The 23,299-nt window shown below is 58.0% G+C and carries 22 protein-coding genes; 14 read left to right on the forward strand and 8 right to left on the reverse strand.

Features of this window, described 5'->3' with window-relative positions; genetic code table 11:
- Nucleotides 1-21: 21 nt before the first annotated feature.
- Together HYP802_RS24145 and HYP802_RS0119080 are read left to right on the forward strand one after the other, a co-directional pair.
- A complete protein-coding gene (locus HYP802_RS24145; protein ID WP_256380088.1) occupies nt 22-153 on the forward strand; it encodes a hypothetical protein in 132 nt (43 codons plus the stop codon).
- A 533-nt stretch (nt 154-686) separates the two neighbouring features.
- Nucleotides 687-974, forward strand: coding sequence for a hypothetical protein (locus tag HYP802_RS0119080; protein WP_013949316.1), 288 nt, complete (start codon nt 687-689; stop codon nt 972-974).
- A gap of 20 nt (nt 975-994) precedes the next feature.
- Here HYP802_RS0119080 and HYP802_RS0119085 read toward each other — a convergent pair whose 3' ends face one another.
- Nucleotides 995-1,447: a cupin domain-containing protein gene (locus HYP802_RS0119085; protein ID WP_013949317.1), complete on the reverse strand. Its 453-nt coding sequence runs from the start codon at nt 1,445-1,447 to the stop codon at nt 995-997.
- A 170-nt stretch (nt 1,448-1,617) separates the two neighbouring features.
- Here HYP802_RS0119085 and HYP802_RS0119090 point away from each other — a divergent pair, with 170 nt between their 5' ends.
- Nucleotides 1,618-2,733, forward strand: a complete 1,116-nt coding sequence (locus HYP802_RS0119090) for an RNA methyltransferase (protein ID WP_013949318.1) — start codon at nt 1,618-1,620, stop codon at nt 2,731-2,733.
- Nucleotides 2,734-2,754: 21 nt separating this feature from the next.
- Here HYP802_RS0119090 and HYP802_RS23360 read toward each other — a convergent pair whose 3' ends face one another.
- Together HYP802_RS23360 and HYP802_RS0119100 are read right to left on the reverse strand one after the other, a co-directional pair.
- On the reverse strand, nt 2,755-4,014 hold the full coding sequence (locus tag HYP802_RS23360; protein ID WP_013949319.1) for an ABC transporter ATP-binding protein: 1,260 nt from the start codon (nt 4,012-4,014) through the stop codon (nt 2,755-2,757).
- Between the two features lie 22 nt (nt 4,015-4,036).
- Nucleotides 4,037-4,861: an ABC transporter permease gene (locus HYP802_RS0119100; protein WP_013949320.1), complete on the reverse strand. Its 825-nt coding sequence runs from the start codon at nt 4,859-4,861 to the stop codon at nt 4,037-4,039.
- 670 nt (nt 4,862-5,531) lie between these two features.
- Between HYP802_RS0119100 and HYP802_RS22600 the strand changes: the two genes are divergently transcribed.
- On the forward strand, nt 5,532-6,698 hold the full coding sequence (locus tag HYP802_RS22600; RefSeq protein ID WP_024276345.1) for a hypothetical protein: 1,167 nt from the start codon (nt 5,532-5,534) through the stop codon (nt 6,696-6,698).
- Between the two features lie 25 nt (nt 6,699-6,723).
- Here HYP802_RS22600 and HYP802_RS0119110 read toward each other — a convergent pair whose 3' ends face one another.
- Nucleotides 6,724-7,038 carry an EthD family reductase gene (locus HYP802_RS0119110; RefSeq protein ID WP_013949323.1) on the reverse strand — a complete coding sequence of 105 codons (315 nt, stop codon included), beginning with the start codon at nt 7,036-7,038 and terminating at the stop codon, nt 6,724-6,726.
- A 66-nt stretch (nt 7,039-7,104) separates the two neighbouring features.
- Nucleotides 7,105-8,148 (reverse strand): LLM class flavin-dependent oxidoreductase, encoded by a 1,044-nt coding sequence (locus tag HYP802_RS0119115; protein WP_013949324.1) that lies wholly within the window; start codon nt 8,146-8,148, stop codon nt 7,105-7,107.
- Between the two features lie 182 nt (nt 8,149-8,330).
- Between HYP802_RS0119115 and HYP802_RS0119120 the strand changes: the two genes are divergently transcribed.
- Nucleotides 8,331-8,510, forward strand: a complete 180-nt coding sequence (locus tag HYP802_RS0119120; protein WP_013949325.1) for a hypothetical protein — start codon at nt 8,331-8,333, stop codon at nt 8,508-8,510.
- A 45-nt stretch (nt 8,511-8,555) separates the two neighbouring features.
- On the forward strand, nt 8,556-10,217 hold the full coding sequence (gene xrtE, locus HYP802_RS23050) for an exosortase E/protease, VPEID-CTERM system (protein WP_157135468.1): 1,662 nt from the start codon (nt 8,556-8,558) through the stop codon (nt 10,215-10,217).
- A 29-nt stretch (nt 10,218-10,246) separates the two neighbouring features.
- On the opposite strand, the gene HYP802_RS0119130 is transcribed toward xrtE, so the two are convergent.
- Nucleotides 10,247-10,918 (reverse strand): TetR/AcrR family transcriptional regulator, encoded by a 672-nt coding sequence (locus tag HYP802_RS0119130; RefSeq protein ID WP_013949327.1) that lies wholly within the window; start codon nt 10,916-10,918, stop codon nt 10,247-10,249.
- 197 nt (nt 10,919-11,115) lie between these two features.
- Here HYP802_RS0119130 and HYP802_RS0119135 point away from each other — a divergent pair, with 197 nt between their 5' ends.
- The 4 genes from HYP802_RS0119135 to HYP802_RS0119150 all read left to right on the forward strand — a co-directional run bounded on the left by HYP802_RS0119135 (nt 11,116) and on the right by HYP802_RS0119150 (nt 15,241).
- Complete coding sequence (locus HYP802_RS0119135; RefSeq protein WP_013949328.1) at nt 11,116-13,143, forward strand: FUSC family protein; 2,028 nt, start codon at nt 11,116-11,118, stop codon at nt 13,141-13,143.
- Nucleotides 13,140-13,349 carry a DUF1656 domain-containing protein gene (locus HYP802_RS0119140; RefSeq protein WP_013949329.1) on the forward strand — a complete coding sequence of 70 codons (210 nt, stop codon included), beginning with the start codon at nt 13,140-13,142 and terminating at the stop codon, nt 13,347-13,349. Before HYP802_RS0119135 ends, HYP802_RS0119140 begins: the two co-directional genes overlap by 4 nt.
- Complete coding sequence (locus HYP802_RS0119145) at nt 13,346-14,248, forward strand: HlyD family secretion protein (protein WP_013949330.1); 903 nt, start codon at nt 13,346-13,348, stop codon at nt 14,246-14,248. Before HYP802_RS0119140 ends, HYP802_RS0119145 begins: the two co-directional genes overlap by 4 nt.
- 102 nt (nt 14,249-14,350) lie before the next feature.
- Nucleotides 14,351-15,241, forward strand: a complete 891-nt coding sequence (locus tag HYP802_RS0119150; protein ID WP_013949331.1) for a dienelactone hydrolase family protein — start codon at nt 14,351-14,353, stop codon at nt 15,239-15,241.
- Between the two features lie 12 nt (nt 15,242-15,253).
- Here HYP802_RS0119150 and HYP802_RS0119155 read toward each other — a convergent pair whose 3' ends face one another.
- Entirely contained in the window at nt 15,254-15,562 is a 309-nt protein-coding gene (locus tag HYP802_RS0119155; RefSeq protein WP_024276346.1) for a hypothetical protein, read from the reverse strand.
- A 214-nt stretch (nt 15,563-15,776) separates the two neighbouring features.
- Nucleotides 15,777-16,826, reverse strand: coding sequence for a hypothetical protein (locus tag HYP802_RS0119160; RefSeq protein WP_013949334.1), 1,050 nt, complete (start codon nt 16,824-16,826; stop codon nt 15,777-15,779).
- Between the two features lie 265 nt (nt 16,827-17,091).
- On the opposite strand from HYP802_RS0119160, the gene cydD reads away from it, so the two are divergent.
- The 4 genes from cydD to cydB all read left to right on the forward strand — a co-directional run bounded on the left by cydD (nt 17,092) and on the right by cydB (nt 23,299).
- On the forward strand, nt 17,092-18,801 hold the full coding sequence (gene cydD / locus HYP802_RS0119165; RefSeq protein WP_024276347.1) for a thiol reductant ABC exporter subunit CydD: 1,710 nt from the start codon (nt 17,092-17,094) through the stop codon (nt 18,799-18,801).
- The gene (locus HYP802_RS0119170; protein ID WP_013949336.1) at nt 18,798-20,486 is read left to right on the forward strand and encodes an amino acid ABC transporter ATP-binding/permease protein; all 1,689 of its coding nucleotides are present in this window, start codon (nt 18,798-18,800) and stop codon (nt 20,484-20,486) included. The genes cydD and HYP802_RS0119170 overlap by 4 nt, the downstream gene beginning before the upstream one ends.
- Nucleotides 20,487-20,559: 73 nt before the next feature.
- Entirely contained in the window at nt 20,560-22,137 is a 1,578-nt protein-coding gene (locus HYP802_RS0119175; protein ID WP_013949337.1) for a cytochrome ubiquinol oxidase subunit I, read from the forward strand.
- Nucleotides 22,138-22,141: 4 nt separating this feature from the next.
- A complete protein-coding gene (gene cydB, locus HYP802_RS0119180; protein ID WP_013949338.1) occupies nt 22,142-23,299 on the forward strand; it encodes a cytochrome d ubiquinol oxidase subunit II in 1,158 nt (385 codons plus the stop codon).

Genomic DNA, 23,299 nt, shown 5'->3' on the forward strand with positions numbered 1-23,299 from the left:
ACCCCCACTGGAGACATCATCATGAAGACCATCGCACTCGCAATCGTCATTGCAGTTTCGGCAATCAGCACAGCAGCGGTTGCTTCGCCCGTTGATAACAGCTCTCTCTCAGTCCACGGCGCTTTCGGCGGCAATTCGTATGGTGGCAACTAACGCCATCAGCCTTCTCATTGCCTATGACTTTGGGAAGCCCGATACCGGCAGGTGCGTCACACGCCCTGCCGGTATTTTTATGATCATTGAAAGTTGTCGCCGCCGCTGAAATTCTCATGCCGGCTCCGCTATCCCGCTGGTCGTAGCCGCGACGGCCGCAGCGAACGCCGCACCAGAAGCGAGGAGAAATGCTGTGGCTGCGGACCCGACAACCACGTCGACAAAAGACGATAAGAACTGACCGAGAAATATAGCGACCGAAAGATAAGCGAGGTTTTGTCCGCGCTGCGCCTAAGAGCTGTGTTCAACGGTCATGTGATTGACGAGTGGAACTGTCAGACCGAAGCCGATACCAAGCAACGTTCCTGCGATAGCGGTGAAGAGCGTCGCGTCCATCGTAGCCAAATCGATAAAGCTTATCCGCAAAGCCTCTCGCGCGATTTCCAATCCGTTTGCCGCTTCCCAACAAAAACGTTGTCTTGAACGGGTGTATAAGCGACCAGCCAACCTCCCTCGCTCGCATGGAGTTTTCGATGACTATCGATTTATGGATCGGCGCCGGGGTTCTACTTGCGACGGCCGCGACCGACGCCGCCTACGTCATGTTCACGTCGTCCGTGGTCGCGCGTCGGCCGCTTTCCGCGGCCAACTGGAGCGGCATCTGGTATATGCTGTCGTCGTTCGCGGTCATCAGCTATACGAACAATTGGGTGTATGTCGCGTTCGCCGTCGTCGGGTCGTGGATCGGCGCGTATGTTACGCTCAAATACTTTCACAAAGAACCGAGCCACCCACCGGCGCCGTTACGGCCCGAAGCTTAGCCGCCCATCGGCTTACCGGTTCACTCGGCCGCTGGCGATGTCTCCATGAGGCGGGCGATCGCCGCGTCGGCATACGTTTCAAGCTCCGGCAGAAGCACAACGCTTTCCTGCTCATTCGGGTCGGTGCGAGCGATGACAGCCGATATGGGCTTGTTGCTCAGATTGATCGGAAGATGGGGAACACCCGCAGGGATGTAGAACAAGTCACCGGCTTTCGTAACGGCATGATACTGAAGCTTATCGCCGTAGAGGGCGATGGCTTCACCCTCCAGAACGTAGATCGCCGTCTCATGATTGGCATGCATGTGTGCCTTGGCCCGGCCGCCTGGCGGAATGGTCAGCAAGTGCATGCAAATGCTTTTCGAGCCTACCGTCTCAGCGGCGATGCCGCAGAAGTAGGTTAGACCCTGCTTGCCGTCATAGGTATCGTCGGGGCGCACAAGGTGGCAAATCTGTTCCGAAACGTCGCTCATCCCAATCATCTCCTTGTCGAGATAGGCCCGCCGGCTAATGCTGAATTTATGGGGTCTCAGCGATTTTGCCAGTCCCCCTCCGGCGTTGTTTCCCGCAATGATCGTACTAAAACTTTCCGAGGTCTCAAAAATATGTCGATACGCTCACAGCTTCCGGATAATGAGACCGCATGACGGCGTTTGACAGCGATTTCGAAATTTTCCTTGTCGTCCCCCCTGGGCTTGAGGCCGCACTGCGCGACGAAGCGCGGGCGAACGGTTTCAAGAAGGCCGCAATCACGTCAGGCGGCGTGACCTTGCGGGGCGGTTGGCCGGACGTCTGGCGCGCCAATCTCGAACTCCGAGGCGCAACGCGCATTATCGCACGCATCGCGACGTTCAGGGCTTCGCATCTCTCTGAGCTTGATAAACGTGCGCGTAAGGTGGCGTGGGGCAGCGTCTTACGCCGGGACCGGCCTTTCCGTGTCGAAGCCTCATGCAAAAGTTCGAAGATCTACCACTCGGGCGCTGCCGAACAGCGCATCGAACGCGCAATCCGTGAGGAACTCGGCGCGCCATTTGATCCCGATGCTGCCGTTTGCATCAGAGCGCGGATCGAAAACGATTTCTGCACCATCGGTGTCGACACCTCAGGCGATCTTCTGCACAAGCGTGGACATAAGCAGGCCGTCAACAAGGCGCCGATGCGCGAGACGCTCGCGGCGCTGTTCTTGCGACTCTGCGGGTTTGATGGAGGTGAGCCCGTTGTCGATCCAATGTGCGGATCGGGCACGTTCGTCATCGAAGCAGCGGAAATCGCGGCGGCCCTAATGCCCGGACGCACACGTCATTTTGCCTTCGAAGAGCTGGTAAACTTCGACGCCGCAACGTGGCAGAAACTGCGCGACGCGCGAAAGCCAAAAGTGCCGACGGTGAAATTTTACGGTAGCGATCGCGATGCCGGGGCGATCAACATGAGCCGCGCCAACGCCCAGCGTGCGGGCGTTTCAGAGTTCACAGAATTTCGTCAGCAGGCGATTAGCGATCTCGCAGCGCCAGTCGGCCTACCCGGTCTCGTTATCGTCAATCCGCCGTACGGGGACCGCATCGGCAATAAGAAACAGTTGCACGCCTTGTATCGCTCACTGGGAGAGACATTGAAGGCGCGCTTTAACGGCTGGCGCGTGGGCGTCATTACGAACGAAGCGGCGCTCGCGACATCGACCGGTCTGCCATTTTCGAAACCGATTGGGCCAATCTCGCATGGCGGCCTGCGCGTTTCGCTGTACCTGACCGCCCCACTCTGACACACGGACGCAGGAGATAGATTAAGCCGCCGATGCGTCTTCAACCTGATAGGACTGCCACGTCGCGGGCCATTCGACGTGGCCCACGGCTGAAGCCGACGGACGCAGAACATCGGCTGTTTCGTCGCCAAGCTGAATGCTCAGAACATCCTGCTTGGCGTCGAGTTCTTCATGCCAATCTGCTAGCGACGCCGACAGATGGTACGTGCCGGACCGGAGCGGCAATGCCCGCGCGTGGCATCGGAGCGTGCCCGAAGTCATTCCCTTTGTGACTTCGTTGGACGCGTGGAAGCGATTGTCCGAGCCCCAAAGCGGCTCGCCCGTGTCGGCGCGAAGCATGACGCCACCGACCGGCTTCGAGATCGGTCGCGGCGAAATGAAGCTGATGTCGACAATCAATTCGCCGCCAACGAGCGCCTCTCGGTTCACGATGATCGAAGTAATCGAGGGATGCGAGAGGTTTGCGGTGAAAGAAATCGAGTTAGCCAAGCTGCTGGCGTTGATGTAACGCCGAGCGACGACTTCTACTGATGCATCGGTTGTGATCTTGCCGCCTTCCAGCAGCAGGCCGCGATTGCACAATGCCCTGACCGCTAAGAGATTGTGACTGACAAAGAGAACGGTGCGGCCTTGTCCAGCTACGTGCTTCATCTTACCGAGGCACTTCTGCTGAAATTCGGCATCGCCGACGGCGAGAACTTCGTCGACCACCAAAATTTCCGGCTCCAGGTGCGCCGCGACTGCGAATGCGAGACGAACGTACATACCGCTGGAGTAGCGCTTTACCGGTGTGTCGAGAAACTTCTCAACTTCCGAGAAGGCGACGATTTCATCAAACTTTCGGCGAATTTCGGCGTGTTTCATGCCAAGGATGGCGCCATTCAGATAGATATTTTCTCGCCCCGTCAGCTCAAGATGAAAGCCCGTTCCCACCTCAAGGAGGCTTGCGACGCGGCCTCGGATCTCAACTCTTCCTGCACTCGGCTCGGTGATCCGCGACAGGATTTTCAGCAGTGTCGATTTCCCCGCGCCGTTGCGCCCGACGATACCGACGACGTCGCCACGTTTCAGTTCGAAAGAGACGTCTTTCAGCGCCCAGAAATCCTCGACCTGATCACCGGCAACGAGCTGCCGCCCTCGCGCGACATCCATTCCTGTCCGCGCCCAATGCTTCAAGGCCTTTACGGCGACATCGCGCAGGGCCGTGTAGCGCTCCGGTCGGTGATGGCCGATCAGATATTTTTTTGAGAGGCCTTCGGCACGGATGACAACATCACTCATCTCGGAAGCTCTTCCTGCGATCTTAGACGAGGTCAGCGAATGAGCGTTCGGTCCGGCGGAAGTATCTGATGCCGATCCAAAGCATGAGCACGGTAACACCGAGACTTACCGACAGGTCTGGGAGGTAAAGTCTGCTGGCATCGCCCAGAAGGCACCATCGGAAGCCGTCAATCACTCCAACCACAGGATTGAGACTGTACCAAACGCGAATATTCTCGGGCACCACCTCACTCGAGAAGCCGACCGGCGATACATAGAGTCCGAATTGAATGACGAACGGAATGATGTATCGCATATCTCGGTATTTGACGTTGAGCGCCGTAATCAGGAGCGCCGGTCCGAGGCTCGCGGCAACTGCAAAAAGCATGAAGAACGGTAGGAATATAATGTGCCAATTCGGCAGATAGCCGTACCAAGCCATCAACAAGAACAGGATTGTCAAGTTAGCGAGAAAATCGACGATTGCCACGACTCCGGCGGAAGCCGGAACGATCATCCGCGGGAAATAGACTTTGCTGATAACGTGCGCACTTGTGATCAAGCTGTTCGATGCTTCGCTCAGCACGCTCGAAAACAAGAACCAGGGCAGCATTCCGGCGAATACGAGGATCGGATAGGGAACGCCTCCGTCGCTCGGCAGCTTTGCCAGCTTTCCAAACACAACGGTGAAAACGATCATCGTCGAAAGTGGACGAATGATCGCCCAAGCAATACCGATGACGGTTTGCTTGTATCTGACCGCGATATCGCGCCACGCCAGAATGGCGAACAGCTCGCGATAATGCCAAAGGTCGGACCAATAGTTGCGTTCAGCGCGCCCCGCTTCGAGGACGAGCAAACGCGGCATTCGATCGGCTGGCGAAATCGGGTGTCTCTTCGATGTTTGTGTGAGGGAGAAACGCACGCATAAAATCGCGTCCAGCGGGTAAGCTGGCACGGCTTCGAAATGTGAAGGGGAAAATCTACCGAACTGCGGGTGAATCGCTTCACCTGACAGAGAAAACTGGCATCGGCCGTTTCAATCGCTGGAACGCAAACCGCGCCTGCAAATGCACTTGTGCAGAGCGTCGCGCCCAGCGTCAACGATTTTTTTAACCAATTTACCAGTTATCGCTGCGCATATGCTGCGCCGCTATCGCTATACGTCGAGATCGCATTTGGTGAGCATTGCTACCCGACCGCATTTACCAAGTCGATGCATCGAGCCTCGCAAAACAAATACATGCAATACATACTATCTGTGTACGTTTTTCTATTTCCCTGTTCGGCCCCGAGGGATCTTTCTCTTGTTTGGGGTCTAAAAAAATACCCGACCAAAGATTGAGACACGCAGGATATTCAGCGCTTCAAATCAGTGGGCGATCTTTGTCGGACGTTTAGAAACGATCCATCAACTTTGTTCGATATTTCGTCTGCGCAAGAGAATTCGTCTGTCTAAGGCTGAAGAGAGAGCCTCGAATTTTCTCCTAATTTGTTCACGAATTGAGCATTTATATCAAACTGGGGACGCCTCGATCGTGGTTGGCGAAACGCATATTCACGATATTGCGATTGCGGCGCGACGATTGCGTAAGACGCGTTTGTTGCGGCATCAGAATGAGCGTGCGACTGAGGTGCACACGAACGATCTGCCGGTCTTTCTCGTCAATCCAACGCGCTTTCCAGAGCTTACGGAAGAGCCTGAACCTGAGCGTGATTTCCGCGCCAAGCTTGCGCTGCTTTATGCACAATCGGCTGCAGCGCTGGCGCCGTATGCCAACGCAATCAAAGCTCACCTCGCCGGCCTTCGCACACATCTTTATGATCTTCCCGCTTTTTGGCGGCGCGACAGCGTCAAAGAACAAATTACAAAGCTCGCGGTCGCCGCATTCCTCGTCTCGCTCGCTCTTCTTTCGACGCTCGACCGTCCGCAACAGCCAATAAAGAACGCCAGAGCTGTCGCACTGGAGCCGCCACCACCGGCATTCGACCTCGATCAAAGACTCGCCTTTGCGCAGAACCTTCGCGATCGGCTGCTCTCGAATGCCATCGCTCTCAGCATGCAGACGGCGACGCCGGCTCCTTTGCCGACACTCGCGCCTTTACCGATCGATCGCGACGCGGGCCAAATTTCAACCGAGGCCGAGCAATCTGAAACGCCAACTGTTGGCGGCGAGCAAGAGACGACCAGGATGGCGGTTCCACAAATCGCCGCCGATGACGACGCGAAGTGGCGTTTCCCATTCGATAGCCAGCCCTATGTCGCTGGCGGCCTGCCTCGATCGCCAGACGGCTCGTTTCGTGCCGAGCTCGCGATGTCGGATGTCATGACTGACAGAAGCAATCGGGCAAGCGTCGCTGAGAACGAGAATGAGGACGCGTCAGCCGCAGCGGTCCCAAAAGTAAAACAGAACAAGCCCACAAAGCGGAAGAAAGCCGTCGCGCAGAAACGGCGATCACCCCAGGACAATCAGATGACGGCGGCGGCGGCACCACAACCGACCGGCGTTCCTGGGGAACCCAATCTGCCGCCGCCGCCTATCTTGTTTTTTCTTGGAGCGCCGCCGCCGCAGTCTGCACAGCCGGTACAGACACCGCCGTCAGCTGCGCCAGCGGCGACCAAGGCGCCGCCGCCAGCCCCGCCACCGGCAAACAAGCCGTGGGTTCCGAATTCGCTTTCGGACGTCTTCAAGGACGCTTACTGACGAAAGCCCGCGCCGCTGGCGCTATTTACCCAACCTCGACTTCGCTGATCTGCAGAACCGGCGAGAGATCGGTGTAGTTAGGAATATCCGCCAGGATTTCTCGCGCATGCGGCCCGAAGCCTGACTGAAACGCCTCTACCGAGTCACAGAAAATGTGGCACATACCGATGTAGGTGGGCGGCGTACCGGGAGCTGCACCAGCAATCCCTCGATCAACCGTATAGTATTTGCAGGTATCGCCCATCTTTGCTTTGACCATGGGCATGTGCTTGTCGCGATAATAGTCGTGGTCAAACCGGGCATTGGGCGTGTTCGGATACATGACGCTGACTTTGATCAAAGGGCGTTCCTTTCATTTTTTCACTGTCTTCAACGAACGCGGGCACACCATCGCGACCACGCTTAATCACATTTGCTTCGCGAGTAAGGTACGAACCGCCGGCGCAACTTTAGTCCCGAGAAGCTCGATCGATTTCCTCATCGCAACGTATTCTGCTGACGCAGAGCTCATTTGAAATGTGAAACGATCGACACCACCGAGGGCCTCGCTCGCCTCCACGATTTTCTTTGCGACAGTGGCGGGGTCACCAATCAGGAAAGCGCCGCCCGGTCCACACATCGCCTCGAACTGCGCGCGCGAAACCGGCGACCAGCCCCTCTCTCGTCCGATGTCCGTGAACATCCGCGCCCAGCCAGGAAAGAAGGTGTCTTTCGCTTGGTCCACAGTATCCGCAACGAAGCCCATCGCATGGACGCCGACACGCAGACGTTCTTGTGGATGGCCGGCGCGCGCATAGGCTTGGCGGTAAAGATCGATGAGCGGGCGAAATCTACGAAACTCGCCACCAATGATAGCGACCATTAACGGCAGACCGAGTTCACCGGCGCGGGTGAACGATCTCGGCGTACCGCCAACGCCGATCCACACGGGCAGCACATCTTGATAGGGGCGTGGATAGATGCCTTGGCCGGAAAGCGCCGGGCGAAACTTTCCCGACCAATTTACATTTGTGCTCTCCCGTATCTTCAGGAGCAGCTCAATCTTCTCAGCAAAAAGAGCGTCATAATCTTCAAAGCGCATCCCAAAGAGCGGATAGGCTTCGCCGAAGGACCCGCGCCCGACGACGAGTTCGGCGCGTCCCTTCGATATCAGGTCGAGCGTGGCGAATTCCTGAAACACGCGAACGGGGTCGGCGGCGCTCAACACTGTTACGGCGCTGGTCAGTCGTATCGATTTGGTACGAGATGCGGCGGCCGCAAGGATGATCCCGGGAGCCGAATCGAGAAATTCGGGACGGTGGTGCTCACCAATGCCGAAGACATCGAGGCCTGCGCGATCCGCGACTCCAATTTCTTCCAGTAAATTCGCCAATCGGTCGGCCGGAGACAAAGTCTCGGCGGTCCCCGCCTCTGGCATGATTGCTGCAAAACTGTCTACGCCAATTTCCATTCAGGCCCTTTCGGATCGAGTTCTTGTGCAATGCAGCGGCGGATTTCAACAAGCGAAGGCGACGTCCAGCCTCCCATCATGGGACAATTTCGCTGCGCCATTAACCACCTGTTTACGTTGTTCTTGATGGAGCACGGCACCCGTTTTAGTCGCTTCAACATGTGTTTGCGTAGGAGACGTCCATGCAATTTGTGGTCGATTGTTTCATCGTCATTTGGCACTGCGTCGGCGGTGGCGGTGCAGGCGATCCAGGAGGTCCGCACCCGGCTCCGGAAATCAATGCCGCCAGCAGCGTCGCAGCGATCGCGCTTCTCCTTAGCGTCGGCGCCATTGTCTATCGCCGCATGCAGCAAACACAGTAGCGATAATCTGGCAGCCTCTGCCATCGCATGGCAGGCATGCTTCGCATGTTGAAAGCTGCCTCTCATCCCGCTTGGCCCTCGGCTCGGATTGTGTCGACGACGGCGCTTGTCATCGTCGAAATGCTGACGATCCGGCTCTTTACGCCTCTTCCTGATGTCTGGGGCATCTGGCCAGTTATCGGCGTTGTCCAAGCTGTTCCGAAAATACTTCTGCTAGTGGCCGCAATTTTTGTGGTTGTCGGCTGGTCCAAGCGCAGCGCGATCCTCGCAGCCTTCAATCAAGATGCAGACCCTGTGCAGATATCAGCGACAGCTGCAATCAGCGCGGCTGCGATGTTGGCCGCTTTTCTCGCGCGCGGACTCCTTGCCCAGGCTCCGCCAGGCGCTGATACCTTTCTTACTTATCTCTATTCGGCGTTATTCCTGGCGGCGATAACGTCGCTCGTCCTCGTCGCTGCGCCGCCAGGCTTTTGGCGAGAGATCGTAACGTTTTGCAAACCGGAACTGATGCTGGCGCTCGGACTGGGTGTCTTGGGATATGTCACTGGCGCAACCCTCGATAGAGAGCGCGGCAGTTTATTATCGGAAGACAGTTGGGCTGAGCTTTCTGACGCCACCCTTCAGTTATCGTACTGGATCCTCAAGCACTTCGATCACAGTGCATTCATGGACCCGGCTACGCGCATTCTCGGCGCCGGTGATTTCAGCGTCAGGATCTTTGCGGCATGCTCCGGCTACGAAGGCATGATGCTGATCGCGGTGTTCGTCGTAGGATATATTCTGATCTTCCGTCGCTCGCTGAAATTTCCCAACGTCCTTATGCTGTTCCCGTTGGCGATGGGCGCAATCTGGCTCCTCAACAGCCTGCGGATTGCGCTGCTGGTCTTCATTGGAGCGAACATTTCGCCGGATATCGCGCTCGGAGGATTTCACTCTCAGTTCGGCTGGATCAGCTTCTTACTCATCGCAATCACAATCATGACGGTTGCGCAGAAGCTCGCTTTCTTCGGCAAGAGATCGCCGATCATGGCAGCGGCGATGTCAGATGCAGCCAGCGCGGCGCGCGCTCGACAAGCCGCCGATTCCAATCCAGCGCTCATCTTTCTTGCACCGTTTATCGCGCTGATGGCCGGTCAAATCGTGACGCGCATTGCGGCGCCTCACGACTATCTGCTTTATCCTATTAAAGTCGTTGCGGTGTTTGCGGCGCTGTATGCCTTCCGGAACATCTATAAGCAGCTGCTGGGCACTCCGGATGCTGTCTCGGCTTTGATTGGCGGGATTGCGGGTTTGCTGTGGATCGCGACTGACCCAGGCGCCGGCAGCCACACGCCGCTGGAGCAGTCGCTTTCGGAATTCTCGCCGATCCTGGTCGCTCTCTGGCTCGCGTTCAGAGGCATCGGCACCATCATCATGGTTCCGATTGCGGAAGAGCTGGCGTTTCGCGGATATCTCTACCGCGTCTTACAGGCGGCAAAATTCGAGACAGTCGATTTTAGGGCATTCGGACTCGTTGCTCTCGTCGTCTCTTCGAGCTTGTTCGGTCTGATGCACGACCGGTGGCTTGCGGCAGCATTAGCCGGTGCGCTTTACGCGCTGCTGATGATCCGCCGAGGCCGGATCGGCGACGCGATCACGGCACACATGACGACCAATGCCGTCATTTTCGCGTGGGCGGTCGTCGCCGGACAGTGGTCGCTTCTTTAAACACAACTTTGCAAAGCGGCCCGCATTCCTCAGGCCGCCTCTTTCGCGAAGATCATGTCGAGCTGCGTCTCGAACAATTCACCGATATTGACCGGATGCGCCCGATCGAGAAACTTGTTGATGACGATACCGGCCCAGACCGGCGCCAACAGCAAGTACGGATTTTTGACCAGACGATCATCCTTGAGTTCGCCTGACTTCCGCGCGGCGACGGCCAAACGTTTCACCTTCAAAAGAAGAGGCTCGATAACGTCGCGACGGTAGATCTCCGCGATGGCCGGAAAACGCGCACCTTCCGTGATGACGACCCGAGCGATGTCCGCGCGGCTCTTCTTCTCGATCTGGTGGATCGATACGACGAGAGTTCGGCGGAGAAAATCTTCCACACTCTCGTTAGGCGCGCGCTTGGCATCGTCCGTGTCGATGTGAGCGTTGACAATTTCTTGCTGAACAACCGCCGAGAACAACGCTTCCTTCGCGATGAAATAGCGGTAAATCAGGCCCTTCGCGACGCCTGCGCGCTTTGCCACGGTCTCGATGGTGGTGTTTGCAAACCCCTTTTCCAGAAACTCCGCCAACGCCGCATCGACGATGGACTGACGCGTCATGGCGGTCTTTTCCGGGCTGGCGCCGCGGCGTCGAATGACAGGCGGGTCGTTCCGGACAAGATTGGTGACGGCGGATTGTGTACTTTTTTGCATGTCGCCTCACTTCGTGAATCAGCTTATGCGGCCACGCACTCGATTTTGGATGGGTACCTATGCGCCCCACGCATTATCAGCGTTGAGCGTTTGTCTTGACAAAAGTGACCGCAAAGTCATTTATACCTACTCGAGGGCAATGTTCAAGATCGAAATTCGTCAACGCTCGTTTTAGTTGCTCTCAAACAGGATGTGCGATGGCCTTCCCGGCTCTACAGCAGTGGGTTTTTTCGTTTAAGACGACGATTGCCGCCTTACTGGCGCTGCTGATCGCACTGTGGCTTCCGCTGCCTAATCCGTACTGGTCGATCGCAACGGTTTACATCGCATCAAACCCGCTATCGGGCGCGACGAGATCTAAAGCTATCTTTCGCGTCATCGGTACGTTGCTTGGTGCATCAGCCGCTATCGCGATGGTGCCCAATCTCGTCAACACCCCGATCCTGCTGATCATCGCTCTGGGTCTTTGGTCCGCAGGCTGTCTTTATATCGCCATGCTCGACCGCACGCCGCGAAGCTACATCTTCATGCTTGCGGGCTACACTGCAGCGCTGATCGGCTTTCCGACGGTGGATGTGCCGGGCACGATTTTCGACGTGGCACTCGCGCGGACCGAAGAGATCATCGTCGGCATTCTATGTGCTGCCGTCGTCTCAAGCATCATCTTGCCGCGCCCTGTTGCGCCGGTGATCGCACAGCGACTCAAAGCCTGGCTTGCCAACGCGGACGTGAGCGCCCGCGATGCGCTGCAGCTGCGGACCGGAGCCGAGCCCGACCGGCATCGGCTGAAGCTTGCAGGCGATACAGGCGAAATCGAAAATCTCAGCACGCACCTCATTTATGATGCGGGTGGCCACCCGGAGTTCCTGCGACTCATTCGTGATGTCCGGCCGCGCATGCTGATGCTCATTCCCATTCTGTCCTCGATCGCGGACCGACTTCATGAGCTTTCCCTGCTAGGTGGCCCATCGCGCGCGGCACAGCAGCTCGTCGATCGGATGGATAAATGGCTTGCGGCCGGCGGAACCGATGCCGAAGAGCTCGATCGCCTGAGAAGCGATATCGAGGCCTGCGTCGATTCAACCCGCGCTCATCGCAGCTGGCACGACCTGGTGGAGCTCAGCCTTCTTATCCGGTTGGGCGACCTTGCCGCGATCCGATCGGACTGCCTCGACATTCTAAAGAGCGTTGAGCAGGCGTCCAATCATATATCGAGACCGTACACCTATCCTATCGCCGAGCGGGCTGCCCTGGTCCATCATTACGATCACGGCCTTGCGATGTTGTCAGCGGTCGTCAGCTTCGCGACGATTTCCGTCTGCTGCACGTTTTGGATTCTGCTGTCCTGGCCGGAGGGCGGCTATGCAGTGTTAATGGCTGCCGTGGCGGGCAATCTGTTCTCGGCGCAAGATAATCCGGTGCCGTCTATCGTCATGTTCGCGAAGTGCTCTGTCGTTTCTATCGGAATTGCGGCGCTATACGTCTTCGGCATTCTTCCTCACGTTCACAACTTTGAAACGCTCGCGCTTGTGCTGGCTCCGGCTCTCGTCTTTTTCGGGTTATGCATTTCGAAACCCGAAACGTTATTCATGGGGCTCGCTTTGGCAATCTGCGTGGCTGCGATGATGGGCCTGCAGGTGACTTTTGCGGTCGACACGTCGACGTTCTGGAACAGCAGCATCGCTACGTCTGTTGGCGTCATCCTTGCCGCGACGACGGCTTCGATGCTGCGTACACTTGGCGCCGAATGGAGTATTCGGAGACTCGCGGTCGCCAACAAGGAGACGCTGGCGGAGATCGCAGATGCTCAAACCGCACGCGACGAGGCGCGGCTGACCGGCGTCATGCTCGACCGTCTTGTACTTCTCGCACCGCGAGCGAAAGCAGCGGGACACCGGATTCCTGGCGCGATCGGAGAGTTGCGGGAAGGTTTCAACATCCTTGATCTCCGGCGATCGCGTATCGGGCTTACGCCTTACTCGCGGCGGCGCATCGATGCAGTGCTTCTCATGCTGAAGCGCTATTATCAGAATAAGTCCACGGTGCCGGCGCCGGACTTGCTTCTTGCCGCGGTCAATCGCGCGCTGGCGGTCGTTCGAAACGAGCATGGTGCGTCTGCGCGCTCGGCGTTGCTTGGCCTCGTCGGCCTACGGCGCAGCCTTTTCCCGGACCGCTCGCCTCCTCATTTGCCGCACGCTCCGGTCTTGCTTGAGGCCGCGCAATGAACGAGGAAATCAGTCTGTTTGGCATCTTCGTGCCGTCCGTTCTCGCGTGCTCCGTCATCTCATATGTCGTGATGGTGGCGGTCTCGCGCGTCCTCCGCGCCGTCGGCGCATATCAGTACATCTGGCATAGGTCGCTCTTCAATCTTTCAATGTTTGTTTGCATTCTTTGCGCGACTGTCCTCTTCCTCTTTCAGGCTCAGTCATGAACGCACGCCTAAAACCCTTCATACGCTACGGCACGACACTTGCGCTCGTCGGGGCTGCCGTATTCGCCGGCTGGCTGCTTTGGGTTCATTATGAACTCGAACCCTGGACACGCGATGGCCGCGTTCGGGCCGACGTCGTCGAGATTGCACCGGACGTTTCCGGGCTCGTGACCAAAGTGATGGTTCGCGACAACCAGATCGTCCACAAGGGAGACGTTCTGTTTCAGATTGACCGTGACCGTTATATTCTTGCGCTGAGGCAGGCTGAAGCCGATGTCGAGGGCCGCAAGGCGGCACTTGAAGCCGCGCAAAAGGATCTGGTGCGCTATAAAAATCTGACGAATCTTTCTGTCTCGGATCAGAAGGTCGAACAGGTGATCGCTACGCAGGCGCAGGCTGAAGCGGATTTACATAAAGCCGAAGCGGATCGCGACCTCGCGAAGCTCAACCTGGAGCGTTCGGAAGTCCGCGCGTCTGTCAACGGCCCGATCACGAACTTCGACCTGCAGCCCGGCAACTATGTCACCGCGGGCAAGGGCGTGGCGGCCCTGATCGACAACGATTCCCTGCGCGTCGAAGGCTACTTCGAAGAGACCAAGTTGCCGCTCATCCAAGTCGGCGACAAAGCCGTCGTACACCTGATGGGTGAGGACAGACCGATCCTGGGCCATGTCCAGAGCATTGCCGGAGGCATCGAGGATCGCGACCGTAGTGCCGGCTCGAACTTGCTGGCCGACGTCAACCCGACATTCAGCTGGGTTCGTTTGGCGCAGCGTATTCCCGTGCGCATTGCACTCGACCACGTGCCAGAGGGCGTCCGTCTGGTCGCCGGACGGACGTCGACGGTCGTGATCACGCCAGAAGACGGCAAGCATCCCCGCGACACGGCACAGAAATAAGCCGATAGCCGTGGCGGTGGACGTCGTTTCCCCTTCATCGAGAGCGATATATCATCACGACACCGAGCCATCGGGCCGTCGCATCTCGATAGGGAGGCCATCATGCGCGCCAGCGATCATCTTGCATCCGACCTAATTGGGCTCATCCGGCGCGCGAAGCTCTCCCGCCGCCGCTTCATGACAACGTCGGCCGCCGCTGCCGCCGGTTACACACTCGCAGCCGGCCCGGTCAGCGCTGCCGCGATTGTCACTGACACCGAAGGCCTCGACGCCGGAGCCGCAACGATCGAAACAGCGGACGGCGCGATGCCCGCATATTTCGCCAAACCAGCTGGCGTTGCCAATCCATCCGTGATTCTGGTCGCGATGGAAGTCTTCGGTCTGCACGAATACATCAAGGATGTCGTCCGTCGGTTGGCGAAGCTCGGCGCCTTCGCGGTCGCTCCCGACTATTATTTCCGGTTGGGGGATCTCGCGAAAATCAGCGACATCCAGGCTCTGATCCCGCTCGTCAATTCAAAGCCTGACGGGCAGCTCATTTCCGATCTCGACGCGACGGTCCGCTGGGCGAAGAGCCAGGGCGGCGATACTTCGCGCCTCGGCATCGTCGGCTTCTGCCGTGGCGGACGAACGGTCTGGGTCTATTGCGCGACGAACCCGAACGTTAAAGCCGGGGTTGCTTTCTATGGCTCACTTGTCGATCCTGCCGCGCAAAAAGCGATTTGGCCGAAAAGTCCAATCGAACTTGCGTCGGAAATGAAAGCCCCTGTCCTCGGGCTTTACGGCGGCGCCGACCAGGGTATTTCGCCTGAGCAAGTCGAAACCATGAAGGCCGCGCTTTCTGCCGCCGCAAAAACAGCTGAGTTCAAGATCTATCCCGGCGCGCCACATGGCTTTCATGCCGATTACCGCCCGAGCTATTCACCCGATGCCGCCAAGGATGCATGGAAACAGATGACGTCCTGGTTCAAGCGTTGGGCTGTTCTGGACTGACGCCATCGCAGTTCAACGCGATGCTTCCGTCTCGCATACTTTGAGCTGCTCGCGCGCTTGGTCGATGCCGGTAAGATCTGCTGAGTACTCGCTACCGTCTATGCCGATCGACAGCGGCTGTGCTGGAAGCCTGTTAATGGTATTCCACGTCTGCTCGCTCTCGTCTTCCGTCGTTGCGAAAGCGGGACCCGCAGGCGTAACGAATAAATCTCCAAATGTCGTACCCTGATCGGAGAACGTCATCTTGCCCGCACGGCTCGGCGGCTGCTTTTCATCGACCAATGTGATGAGCGTCACGGGACCGCTTTTGACAATCGACAAACCAAAGGGTCGGCCTCCTTGAAGGCTTTTCCGGTCGCGCACACGCGAGCCCCATCGGTGTGTTGCCGCAGCTCTGTCAACCATCCTGCATCTGTCCGCCAGGATTTGATCACTTGACTGGTGTCCGCCAGAGCGATCTGCGGAACAATCGTCCAAGCCGAACAAATCAAAGCGTAGCTGAAACGATGCATCACACCCGTCTATGGTTCCGCGCCTACCGAATTGCCTGAGTTCCAGTGCTACGCCGGCGAAATCCAACATAGCCGCCGTCAGCGTCGTAGAGAAAATCGAAGCCGTTTAAGAAATGGAAACTCGTGTTCAGAAACGTGCGATCCGGCGACAATCTCAGGTGAACTTTTTCGGGAGTAAGCGGATGACCATCATCAATCTTGAAACTGTAAAGCGGTAGAGAGGATTGTCCGCGCGAAACCGCGACGGCAACCTGATCGCCGGGCTGAAGCTTTGCTTGGGACGACTGCCACGGTGGCAACGTCATAAATGCCGAACCAACCCCGCTATCCACTAAAAGGGTTCCGCAAGCCGGCGGCGTCTTCCCATTAATCGAGATGCAAGCCGGTATCGGCGACCAATCGGTATCTTCTTTGTTGCGGTCGAGCTTTACATACTCGAAATGGCCGCTTGTATTGACGGCCGACAAACCAACGTAGACGCCCCTGGCCGTCAAAACATACCCATGCCGCTGCCTGGAATTGTTCGAGACGACATGCAGAAACGGGTTCTTGTCTGGCGTACTTTGACTTTGCCTGTCTCCCTCGCGCGCAAAGCCAATACCGATCATTGCAATTCGGCTGACATCTTCGTTTGGATCGCAATCTCTTGCCCGCGGCAAGCAATCAACGCGCTCAACGGCAAGCACCGGCATCGCTTCCACTTGAATGGCGCTATCGCCGCTCCCCACGATCGTAAATGCGGTGCGAACCCAATGGCCTCGCATGACGCGGCCCGAGCTGGTGTAGGTCAATTGGCCTTCTGAAATTCTCGGTAGCTGATCGATGTTTGGTATCGAAGTCGCGCCAACGACCACACCTGTAGATCCGGTGTCCAACGTGGCTCTATGGAAGCGCTCTCCAAACGAAATACCTAGTGACGGCGAACGGCGGAGTTCTCCATCGTTTGCGTCCAAAAAGGGGAAAAATGCGGCTTGCGCATAAGCGCCAAAATTCGGTTCCTGGGCTGATGCCGCCGATATCATCGAGAGTATCACGGGTGCAATTGCAAAGTTGCGCACGCTCGTTAGACGCATTTTTAAATCGTTCTTCTTTTCCGACTAGTCTCTTGCGACGCTAGCAAACTGTTTGAACTGGTGCGTCAATCAGCGATGTAAATTTTAGCTCAATTGCGATCGTGCGGCGAGGACCGCTTTCATTGGCGGCTCCAGTAGAGATATTCTCGTCGATAAAGGTTTTTTTGAACGTAAAATCTGGTAGCCAAGTTTTGATATTAGTCAATTATCGTCGCCTGATTGCACCCTATTGATCGGGATACTTTTCCGGGGAAAGACCAAAGGAATGGCGTCAGAAGCCGCCGTCGCTGGAGAAAACGCGCATCAATCGGCGCAGCCGGCACGCTTAAAGACGACCGTCCATGGAAAAAGTGCGGCGCTGCAGATTGCGGCCTCGCTGCTGTGGGTACCTCAGGCCGCCCTTATTGCCGTGACCATCGGCGACGTGGCGAACGGAGATGCATCAACCGGCAGTGCGTGGGCAGCTTTCGGAGTGCTCGCGATAGGAGTTCTAAGAGCCGTACTCGATAGCCTTGGAAGCCGCATGGCCTTTCGTGCGGGGCGCAGCGTAGCGAGCCGACTGAGGCAACAAGCCGTCGCTGCGCTCGCCGAACGCTCACCACTTGATATCGAACGTCCTGAAGCTGGCAAAGCCGCGAGCGTTATTGCCGAGCAAGCCGAGATGATCGTGCCTTACGTTGCGCGCTTCGAGGTTGCCAAGCTGCGCGCCGTGGTCGTGCCCATCGTGCTTTTTGCTGTCGTCTTGTGGCTGTCGTGGGCGGCTGCCATCGTACTGCTGTTCGCGGCGCCACTCATTCCGGTTTTCATGGCATTGATCGGCTGGCGCGCGCAGGAAGCGAGCGAAGCGCAACTCGCGAAGACAGGCGACATGAATGCCTTCCTTCTCGGCAGGTTGCGTGGCATCACTACGATCCGTTCGCTCGGAGCAGTCGACGCGACGGCGAAACGGCTTCGCGCCAATGCCGAAGACTTGCGCACGCGGACGATGACCGTGCTGCGCATCGCCTTTCTGTCTTCAGCCGTGCTTGAACTGTTTGCGGCGCTCGGCGTGGCGATGGTTGCCGTTTACATCGGCTTCTATCTTCTCGGGCAGCTGAACTTCGGCACATGGGGTGTGCATCTCGGCTTGAGCGGAGGCTTGTTCATTCTGCTTCTGGCGCCGGCCTTCTTCGAGCCGCTTCGCGAGCTGTCCGCCGTCTGGCACGATCGCGCTGCAGGGCGCGCCGCGATCGACGAACTTAACCGACTGTCGACATCCGGGCGTACGATCCCTGGTTCAATCACCCATTCGAAAGCCGCGGTGGCAGATCTGACCAGCGCTCCCGCCATTAGGATCGATAAACTGTCATTTCGGTACGGCGACAGCGACGGATTGGTCTTCGATCGCTTCGAATTGTCCATCGCACCAGGGGAACATGTGGCGCTGCTCGGTCCGAGCGGCACCGGAAAGTCGACACTCCTCGCGCTGATAGCCGGCCTCGCGCGTCCGGCAGCAGGAACAATATTGATCGACGGCCAAGGTCTTACCGACAATACCGCCGCAAACCTGCGCTCCGGTATGGCCTGGATCGGTCAGCGGCCGCACATCTTCGCCGGAACGCTGGCAAGCAACGTCGCGCTCGGCCGGAAGATTGATAGGGCGCACATCGCCGACGCATTGAAATTCGCAAAGCTCGGCGCGCTCGCCGTCGCGCGGGGCGCACATGCCATCGGCGAGAACGGCGTCGGCCTTTCCGGCGGCGAAGCTCTCCGGCTCGCCATTGCCCGGATCGCCGCTCGCCCTAATGCCGGGATCATCCTTGCCGACGAGCCGACGGCGCATCTCGACGCCGAAACAGCAAACGACATAGCGGACAGCCTGATCGCACTTGGCCGCGGCAAGACAATGATCATCGCGACACATGATCTGACATTGGCGCGGCGCATGGATCGCATCGTGCGCTTGGGTAACCGGCCGCTGGAGAGAGCGGCATGAGCAGAGTTTCGCGGGACCTAGCGCCTATACTTTCGCTTTTCTGGCGTGGACCGCGTGGCAAGCTTCTGTTCGGCTTGGGCCTCAACGCCGCAACCACATTGTGCGGTCTGGCGCTGCTTAGTCTTTCCGGCTGGTTCATCACGGCAACGGCGATTGCTGGACTGAGTGCAGCGACCGCTTTGGCCTTCGACGTCTTTTCGCCCTCTGCCGGCATCCGGTTCTTCGCATTGGCGCGGACGGTGAGCCGATATGGCGAACGCCTCGTTACGCACGACGCGACGCTCAGCGTTTTGGCGGAACTTCGCGAACGGCTCTTCCGCGGCTCAGCGGCCATGCGGGAGGCGGAAAAGTTGCGTATGCGCCCTGCGGCACTCTTGTTTCGTCTGACGCAAGATATCGATGCGCTCGATTCTCTTTATCTACGCGTGGTCGTTCCGGCCGCCGCCGCCATCGCCGCCGCATTGGCTATCGGCTTGTGCTTCGGCGCGATCCTGCCCGCCGTCGGCATTGGTTTTGCCGTCTTTCTTGCCATGGCCGGGCTCGGCATTCCGCTGATCGCCGCGCGCGTTGCCGAACGCCCCGCACAACGGCGCGTTCTTGCGCTTGAAGCGCTGCGATCTCGCGTTATCGATTTGGTCTTGGGGCAAACCGACCTCGTCATGTCCGGGCGGATTGGAGCACAGCGCCGTGCCATCGCCGAGGCGGATCGGAAGCTCTCGGATGCCGACAGCGAGCTTAATCTCGCTGAGGTCGCGTCCGGTGCAGCGCTTGGCATCGTCAGCGCCACTCTCATCGCCTCGGCGCTTTTCGTCACGCTTCAGCTTGCCCGGCATGCCGAAATCGGTGCGCCCATAATGGCGCTCGCTGTCCTTGTCACGATCGGGGCTCTTGAGCCGTTCGCTGCCTTGCGTCGGGGTGCCATCGAGCTTGGACGGACCTGCGTTGCCGCGCGCCGTGTCGCAGTTCGCCTCGAACCGCCTCCCCATGCTTCTGTGGCATCGCCACCGTCAGGCACCGCATGCGCGCTAGATACGGCCTCGGTCCATTACGGGCATGCGGACCGGCCTGCGATCCAAAATATCACCCTATCACTCCGGGTTGGCGAACGCGTTGCTCTGATCGGGAGCAGCGGATCTGGAAAATCGACTTTGATATTCGTCATAGCGGGCGAACTTTCTCCCGATCATGGTGCGGTTCGAAGTGTCCCTTCGACGCTTCTCACACAACGCACCGAACTTTTCACCGATACCCTTCGCAACAATCTTCGACTTGCGAATGCCACCGCCGATGATGATTGCCTGAGACGCGCCATGATGTCCGCCGGACTAAAGCCTTATCTCGACGCCCTTCCGAACGGTCTCGACACGCGCCTAGGCGAGGACGGTCTCGGGCTTTCGGGCGGCGAGGGGCGCCGCTTGGCGTTGGCGCGGCTTTTTCTTCGGAAAACACCACTTTGGCTTTTGGACGAACCGACCGAAGGCCTTGATGACGCGACGGCACGTGACGTCCTTGGGCGGCTGTCGGCAAACGCGGCGCAATGCACACTGCTCATTGCGACGCATATCCGCAGGGAAGCCGAAATCGCCGATCGTCTTATTGCAATGAAGGACGGACGGGTGATCGGTCAGGCATCGCGCGGAGATTCTCAATTCGAAGCCCTGCTCTCAACCCTGAGACAGGACTGACGACAATTGTTCCGGCGGCGTTTCTTCAGCGCCGTCATTTCGGAAGGAGGCCGACCGGGAGTCGGGAAAGCAGATGGAACTTGACATAGTGGCGCTCTCGCGCCTGCAATTTGCGACGACGGCGCTTTATCACTTCTTGTTCGTCCCGTTGACGCTTGGACTTTCGATCATCGTCGCGATCATGGAGACGGTCTATGTGATGACCGGCCGCCATATCTGGCGACAGATGACGAAATTCTGGGGCACGCTGTTCGGCATCAACTTCGTTGTCGGCGTCGCGACCGGGCTTGTCATGGAATTCCAGTTCGGAATGAACTGGAGCTATTACAGCCACTACGTCGGCGATATCTTCGGCGCGCCTCTCGCGATCGAGGGCCTGATGGCCTTCTTCCTGGAAGCGACATTCGTCGGTCTCTTCTTCTTCGGCTGGGACCGCATGTCTAAGGTCGGCCACCTTGTCGCGACGTGGTGCGTCGCAGCCGGATCGAATTTCTCGGCGCTTTGGATTTTGATTGCAAACGGCTGGATGCAGAATCCTGTCGGCGCGGCATTCAATCCGCAGACGATGCGCATGGAAGTCACGAACTTCTTCGATGTCGTCTTCAATCCGGTGGCGCAAGCAAAATTCGTGCACACGGTTTCGGCGGGCTACGTGACGGCTTCCGTCTTCGTTCTCGGTGTCTCCGCTTGGTACCTGTACAATCGTCGCCATGTCGCGCTCGCCAAGCGATCCATGACGGTCGCTGCTTCGTTCGGTCTGGCGGCGGCGCTTTCGGTCGTCGTCCTGGGCGATGAAAGCGGCTACCTATCGAGCGAACATCAGAAGATGAAGCTCGCAGCCATCGAAGCGATGTGGGAAACTGAGCCCGCTCCCGCGGCCTTCACGCTGTTCGGCTTCCCCGACCAGAAAGCCCGCGAGACCCACTTTGCCGTCCGGATCCCGTGGGTCATGGGCCTGATCGGCACCCGCTCTCTGACGACGCAAATTCCGGGCATCGACGCACTCGTCAACAGCGCCAAAACGCGGATCCGCAATGGCATCCTGGCTTACGATGCAGTTCAGCAAATACGCGCGGCTGGAGATCCGTCCAAGATTCCCCCGGCAGCGCGCGACGCACTTGAGAAGAACGGCAACGATCTGGGTTATGCGCTTCTGCTGAAGCGCTATGTCGATGATCCTCGCAAAGCGACCGATGCGCAGATCGAACAAGCCGCCATTGATACGATACCAAGCGTGCCGACCTTGTTCTGGGCGTTCCGCGTTATGGTCGGTTTGGGCTTCTTCTTCATCGCGTTGATGGCGACGTTCTTCTACCTGTCGGCGCGCAGGCGGCTTGACCATTACCCCTGGCTGCTTCGCATCGCGACCTTCGCCATCCCGCTGCCGTGGATCGCGGCGGAATTCGGATGGGTCGTTGCCGAGTTCGGGCGGCAACCATGGATCATCGAAGGTATCCTGCCGACCGCCGCCGCCGTTTCGAGCCTCGGTGCATTCACCGTACTCCTGACGCTTCTTGGCTTCATTGCGGTCTACTCGGTTCTCTTCATCATCGAGATGGGCCTGATGATCCGTGCGATTCGTTCCGGTCCTCAACCTGACGACGAGCCGGAAGCTATTCTTGTTTCTCCCAATCTCGTCGCTGCGGAGTAGATCAATGATCCTGCATCAGTTCATAGATTACGATACGCTTCGTATCATTTGGTGGCTGCTGCTCGGCATTCTGCTGATCGGTTTTGCCGTCATGGACGGTTTCGATCTCGGCGCCGCGGCTTTGTTGCCGTTCGTCGCCAAAACAGACGTTGAACGCCGTGTGGTGATCAACAGCATCGGACCGACTTGGGAAGGTAACCAGGTCTGGCTGATCCTCGGAGGCGGTGCAATCTTCGCCGCTTGGCCGCCGCTCTACGCGGTTTCGTTCTCCGGCTTCTATCTTGCGATGTTCGCCATTCTGTTCGCGCTGATCTTGCGGCCGGTCGGCTTCAAGTACCGCTCGAAACTCGAAGGTACGAGATGGCGCGAAACGTGGGATTGGGCGCTGTTTGTCGGCGGTGCCGTTCCGGCGTTGATCTTCGGCGTCGCGGTCGGCAATGTCCTGCGCGGCGTGCCGTTCCACTTCAACAGCGATCTTCGGATCTTCTACGACGGCACGACGCTGTTCGAACTTCTCAATCCGTTTGCCCTGCTCTGCGGATTGGTCTCCGTCGCCATGCTCGTAATGCACGGGGCCGGGTGGATCATATTGAAGTCGGAGGGTCCGGTCGCTGACCGTGCCCGCAGCTTTGGAAGCGCCGCCGCACTTGCGACCATTGCTCTCTTCATTATCGGCGGTGTCGTGCTGTGGCTCGGAATCGATGGTTATCAGATCACGAGCACGGTCAATCCAGTAGGACCGTCTAACCCGCTGGCAAAGACCGTCGCCAAAGCGTCGGGGGCGTGGTTCACTAACTATGGCTCGTATCCGCTTACGATCCTAGCGCCCGTACTTGGAATAATCGGCGCCGGCGCTACCTACGTCTTCATGAACGCCCGACGGGAAATCGCGACGATTTTGGCGTCGTCACTCTCCATCGCGGGAATCATTACGACGGTTGGCGTTTCGATATTCCCATTTCTTCTGCCGTCTTCGATCGACCCGCGGTCGAGCTTGACGGTTTGGGATGCATCGTCGAGCCACCTGACGCTCTTCATCATGCTCGTCTGCGCGGTGATCTTCGTGCCGATCATCATTGCATACACGACGTGGGTCTATCACGTGATGTGGGGAAAGGTTGACGAGAAAGCGATCCGTGACGACCACGGCCACGCTTACTGA

It is taken from the genome of Hyphomicrobium sp. 802, from assembly GCF_000526135.1.
GTDB lineage: Bacteria > Pseudomonadota > Alphaproteobacteria > Rhizobiales > Hyphomicrobiaceae > Hyphomicrobium_B.